The organism is Caldimonas sp. (genome assembly GCF_046289365.1).
In the GTDB taxonomy this organism is placed as follows: domain Bacteria; phylum Pseudomonadota; class Gammaproteobacteria; order Burkholderiales; family Burkholderiaceae_C; genus Caldimonas.
On the sequence record NZ_JBKBVU010000217.1, the window covers coordinates 1 to 4,942 of the forward strand.

A 4,942-nucleotide genomic window follows, 5' to 3' on the forward strand; every position below is an offset into this window, starting at 1 on the left:
CCCGGCTCCCGGTGGCCGGCTGCCACAGCCGCCAGCCGGCCACCGCGGCCAGCAGCGGAATGCCCATCGCGAACACGGCGATGCTGCGGATCTCGACGGGGTTGCCGAAGGCCACCTGGAAGACCAGGGCGCTGGCATACAGCAGCAGCGGCAGCGCCGCATGGCGGTGCGTGTAGGCCACCGACGGCGCCGGGACCCCACCGCGCGCCAGCCAGCGGAAGCCGCCGATGATCACGCACGACACGAAGACCCAGCCGAAGAAGCCCTGCACGGTTTCACCGAACCAGGCGCCGTCGGTCTTCACCATGATCCAGGCCTTGAGCGTGAAGACGAGGTAGGGGTCGGCGCCCAGGTCGAAGGCCGTGAGGATGAGCGCGGCCAGGAAGGTCACGAGGGCCGCGTCGGTGATGCTCTCGCGGCCGTGGGCCGGCATACGCCAGACGATGAAGTTGCTGAGCACATAGGCGGTGTAGCCCAGCGTGAACCACATCATCGGGATGACCACCGGCACGGCGCCCAGGCGCGGGCCCAGCACCTCGGTGTAGTGGTAGGCGCCGAAGATCCAGCCCATCGTGGCGCCGAGCTGTTCGGCCACCCAGCCCACGACGAGGGCCAGCAGCACAAAACGCCCGGCCAGGCGCGGCCCCAGGAGTTGCGTGGCGTTGGCCCAGGAAAAGCCGAACATCAGCACCGAGCTGGCCACCAGGGCGAAGGTGGTGGGGTTGTGCGTGCGGGCGGCCTGGGCCACCAGGGCGCCGGCGAGCAGGAGGGCCCCGAGCAGGGGCAGGCGGGCGAGCAAGGCGTGCATGGCGGTCTCGTTGGAGGGTGTCGAGGAAGCATCGCGACCCCGACAGCCGGCCGCGGCATGAACCGCGCGTATTGTCCATGCGACCACCCGGCGGGCAAGCCGGGTCAGCCCTTGCCGAACGGTCAGCGCACAAGCTCCCCCGCCAGAGGTGGGCCGGATGCCAAATCGTGCACAGCCTGGGCGTGGGCGGCCGTGGTGACCGAAGCGCGTGTCAGCGGCGCCCGCACCGCGGCACTGCCGAAACCCAGCGTGGCCAGCACCGCCTTGAGCGGCGCCGGGTTCGGTTCGGCAAACAGCGCGGCCACCAGGGGCGCCAGGTGGTGGTGCCAGGCGCGGGCCTCGGCCAGCCGGCCCGCCTTCACGGCCTCGACCATCGCCACGAAATGGCGCGGCTGCAGGTGGGCGCTGGCCGTGATCGCACCCGCACCGCCCTGGCACAGGGTCGTGAACACCTGGGCGTCTTCACCCGCCAGCACCGCCAGTTGTCCGTCGGCGATCAGCGCCTGGGTCTTGCGGGCATCGCCACCGCAGTCCTTGAGGGCCACGACACCGGGAATGTCCGCCAGCGTGCGCAAGGTATCGAGCGACAGCGTCACGCCGGTGCGGTAAGGGATGTCATAGACGATGATCGGCAGCGGCGCTGCAGCCGCCGCCACCTGAGCATAGAAGTCGATCACACCTTGCGCCGTGGGGCGCACGTAGTGCGGCGGGGGCACCAGGAAGCCATCGATGCCGAAGGCGGCCCAGCGCTGGCATTGCGCCGCCACCTCGCCCGGCGTGATCCCGCCCACGCCCATCACCACCGGCCGACCGCCGGCATGTTCGAGCACCGTGCGCAGGACCTGCTCGCTTTCCGCGTCGCTCAGCGCTGCCGCCTCACCGGTGGTGCCGCACACCACGAAGCCGTGCACGCCCGCCTCCGCCATGTGGCGCACCAGCCGCTGCAACGCCGCCAGGTCCAGCGCCCCCTGTTCGTCAAAAGGGGTCACCAAGGGGATCCACAGTCCTTCAAAACTTCGCATGAACACACTCCTTCACGAGACAACCGACCGAGGAAGTCCGTCGAGGCGAGGAAGGCGAAGCTGCGGTGGGGCGTGACGGCCGGAGAGGCCGATGCCGGTGGCGGCGGGTGCCGTCGCTCGTCTGCGAACGGCACAGCCGCTCCGGTCAGACGAGCTGCTGTTTTTTCTGTTTGCGCGCGCCCGCAACCGGCAGGCCCAGAAGGGTGCCGGTTTGCGACAGGAGGCACGGTGCGCGCATGGCGGCAGTGTAGCCGCGAGTCGCTCAGGCTGCCTGACGGGACGCGGCGGGTTGCGCCACCAGCGTCTCGATCACCGCCGGGTGGCGTTCGGCCAGCCGGTTCACGCCGCAGATCACGGCCTGGAGGGAAGCGGTGACGATGTTCGTGTCCTGCCCCACGCCGAAGCGGGTGCCGGCGATGTCGGGGTGGGCCAGTTCCACAAAGGCAATGGCCCGGGCGTCGGAGCCCGATCCGAGGGCGCGTTCCTCGTAGCTGTCCAGGCGCAGCGGCAGGCCCAGGGCGTGCACGGCGGCGTCGAGCGGGCCGTTGCCCAGGCCTTCGCGCTTCACGCGGTGGCCGTTCACGTCGAGCTCGAGCTGCACGCGCACGCGCGCGCCGTCCTCCACGCTGTGGTGGGTCACGAGCTTCACCGGGGCGTCGCGCCGCAGGTATTCCTGCTGGAACAGATCCCAAAGCTGCGCGGCGGTGAGCTCACCGCCCGTCTCGTCGGCGACCTTTTGCACGACCCCGCTGAACTCCACCTGGGCACGGCGCGGCATCACCAGGCCGTGGGCGGTTTCCAGCAGAAAGGCGATGCCGCCCTTGCCCGACTGGCTGTTCACACGCACGACCGAGTCATAGCTGCGGCCCAGGTCGGCCGGGTCGATGGGCAGGTAGGGCACTTCCCAGATCGCGTCAGGCTGCTGCGCGGCAAAGCCTTTCTTGATGGCGTCCTGGTGCGAGCCCGAGAAGGCGGTGAAGACCAGGTCGCCCACATAGGGGTGGCGCGGGTGGATGGGCAGTTGGGTGCAGTCCTCCACGGTGCGGGCCACCTCGTTGATCTGAGAAAAGTCCAGCCCCGGGTGCACGCCCTGGGTGTAGAGGTTGAGCGCGAGCGTGACGAGATCGACGTTGCCGGTGCGCTCGCCATTGCCGAAGAGGCAGCCCTCGACGCGGTCGGCGCCGGCCATCACCGCCAACTCAGCCGCGGCCACGGCCGTGCCGCGGTCATTGTGCGGGTGCACGCTCAGCACGAGGCTGTCGCGCCGCTTCAGGTGCCGGTGCATCCACTCGATCTGGTCGGCGTACACATTGGGCGTGCTCATCTCCACCGTGGCCGGCAGGTTGACGATGGCCTTGTGTTGCGGCGTGGGCTGCCACACATCCATCACCGCGTCGACCACGTCCTTGGCCACGGCCAGCTCGGTGCCGCTGAACACCTCCGGGCTGTACTGGAAGGTCCATTGGGTCTCGGGCTGGCGCGCAGCGTATTGCTGGATGAGCCTGGCGTGGTGCACGGCCAGCTCACGCACTTGCGCCGGGCTCATTTGGAAGACGATGCGGCGGAACGTGGGCGCCGTGGCGTTGTACAGGTGCACGATGGCGCGCGGCGCCCCCTTCAGCGATTCGAAGGTGCGTGCGATCAAGTCCTCGCGGGCCTGGGTCAGCACCTCGATGGTCACATCCTCGGGGATCAGGTCGTCCTCGATGAGCCGGCGCACGAAGTCGAAGTCGGTCTGCGAGGCCGAGGGGAAGCCCACCTCGATCTCCTTGAAGCCGATGCGCACCAGCAACTGGAACAGCCGCAGCTTGGTGGGGCCGTTCATGGGCTCGAACAGGGCCTGGTTGCCATCGCGCAGGTCGGTGCTCATCCAGACGGGCGGCTTGGTGATGACCCGGTTGGGCCAGGTGCGGTCGGGCAGGTTCACCGCAGGGAAGGGGCGGTACTTGCGTTCAGGGTGCTGGAGCATGGTGGGCCTCGGATGGCAGAAAGATCGACGGAAAACAAAAAAGGCCAGCGGGGAAGCTGGCCTTTGTGTGGGAGGAACCGGGATGTTCAGCGACGCGGGGTGTCCTGGATGCGGACTCGACGCGGCTTGAGGGACCGGGCACGACCCATACCAGCCAGCACGGTGGCGGCCAGTAGCGCTAGAAGCAGCAGGGAGGTCGTGGCGGTGAACATATCAAATCAGTGTTGGCGATTCGGGGGGCGCTGTCAACGCAGGGCCGCAAAGGCCCCGCGCTTCAGTGGGCAAAACCTCACGCCAGGTCGAAGCGGTCGAGGTTCATCACCTTGGTCCAGGCGGCCACGAAGTCGCGCACGAACTTCTCCTGGCCGTCCGCCTGGGCGTAGACCTCGGCCAGCGCGCGCAGCACCGAGTTGGAGCCGAACACCAGGTCCACCCGGGTGCCGGTCCACTTCAAAGCGCCGGTCTTGCGGTCGCGGCCCTCGAAGAGGTCGCCGGCGGGCTTCCACTCCACGCCCATGTCGAGCAGGTTCACGAAGAAGTCGTTCGTGAGCTGGCCAGGTCGGGTGGTGAACACGCCATGCCGGCTGCCGTCGTAATTGGCGCCCAGCACCCGCAAGCCCCCCACCAGGACCGTCATCTCGGGCGCGGTCAGCGTGAGCAGCTGCGCCTTGTCCACGAGCAGGTGCTCGGCCGGCACCTGCGACTTGGCCTTCAGGTAGTTGCGGAAGCCGTCGGCAAAGGGCTCCAGATACTTGAAGGACTCGACGTCGGTGTGCTCGGGGCCGGCATCCACGCGGCCGGGCGTGAAGGGCACCTCCACCGACACACCGGCCGCGCGGGCCGCCATCTCGATGCCCACGCCGCCGGCCAGCACGATCACGTCAGCCAGCGACAGCTTGCCCGAGGCCTTCTGGAGGGCCTCCAGCTTGGGCAGCACTTTTACCGCGATCTGGTTCACCACCCAGTCGTTCTGCGGGGCCAGGCGGATGCGTGCCCCATTGGCGCCGCCGCGCTTGTCGCCGCCGCGGAAGGTCGAGGCCGAGGCCCAGGCGATGGTCACCAGTTCCGACACGGAAATGCCGGAGGCTGCGATCTTCGCCTTCATGTCGGCGATGTCGGCGGCGGTGAGCTTGTGGATCGGTG

4 protein-coding genes are annotated in these 4,942 nt (G+C 68.8%); all 4 read right to left on the bottom strand.

Going from position 1 to position 4,942, the window contains the following annotated elements; translation table 11 throughout:
* Positions 1–808, bottom strand: an 808-nt coding sequence (locus ACK42S_RS15595; RefSeq protein WP_409709586.1) for a carotenoid biosynthesis protein, incomplete at its 3' end; no start/stop codon positions are given.
* A gap of 122 nt (positions 809–930) precedes the next feature.
* Positions 931–1,830, bottom strand: a complete 900-nt coding sequence (gene dapA / locus ACK42S_RS15600) for a 4-hydroxy-tetrahydrodipicolinate synthase (RefSeq protein ID WP_409709589.1) — start codon at positions 1,828–1,830, stop codon at positions 931–933.
* Between the two features lie 262 nt (positions 1,831–2,092).
* On the bottom strand, positions 2,093–3,799 hold the full coding sequence (gene leuA, locus ACK42S_RS15605; protein ID WP_409709592.1) for a 2-isopropylmalate synthase: 1,707 nt from the start codon (positions 3,797–3,799) through the stop codon (positions 2,093–2,095).
* Between the two features lie 289 nt (positions 3,800–4,088).
* On the bottom strand, positions 4,089–4,942 hold an 854-nt coding region (locus ACK42S_RS15610; protein WP_409709595.1), incomplete at its 5' end, for a peroxidase family protein.

What these genes read in the sequence shown, in the direction of transcription:
- dapA (WP_409709589.1), bottom strand. Translation starts at nt 1,830, where the DNA reads ATGCGAAGTTTTGAAGGACTGTGGATCCCCTTGGTGACCCCTTTTGAC.
- leuA (WP_409709592.1), bottom strand. Translation starts at nt 3,799, where the DNA reads ATGCTCCAGCACCCTGAACGCAAGTACCGCCCCTTCCCTGCGGTGAAC.